This window comes from Penaeicola halotolerans, assembly GCF_016464625.1.
Classification (GTDB): domain Bacteria; phylum Bacteroidota; class Bacteroidia; order Cytophagales; family Cyclobacteriaceae; genus Penaeicola; species Penaeicola halotolerans.
The window spans coordinates 1-260 of record NZ_JAEAGO010000108.1 but is presented as its reverse complement, the minus strand read 5'-3'; the positions used below and the strand labels follow the sequence as shown (position 1 = coordinate 260).

At 34.6% G+C, this 260-nt stretch carries 1 protein-coding gene; it reads left to right on the top strand.

The window, feature by feature from the left end; translation table 11 throughout:
- Positions 1-54: 54 nt before the first annotated feature.
- Positions 55-260 (top strand): hypothetical protein (locus tag I5349_RS13830; RefSeq protein WP_226391366.1); only part of this gene is annotated, 206 nt, incomplete at its 3' end.

The window sequence follows — 260 nt, the reverse complement described above, 5'->3', positions numbered from 1 at the left end:
ATCCAAGGTTAATCCTTAAATGTAAAAAACGCGAAAGCGGACAAAAGTTTTCAAATGAGTAAAAAGAAAAAATCAAAAAATAAAGCGTCCAAAGTCAAAGGTATAGATCACAATGGCAATAGTCAGCGCATCATGTCTTTACTAAATAATAACTTTGAGAAGTCATTTTCCATCAAACAAATCACCAAAAAAATAGAAGTGAGAGATGCTGGTTCCAAAGCCGCAGGCCCTCACATACTTTTTGATCTAGTACATGCAGA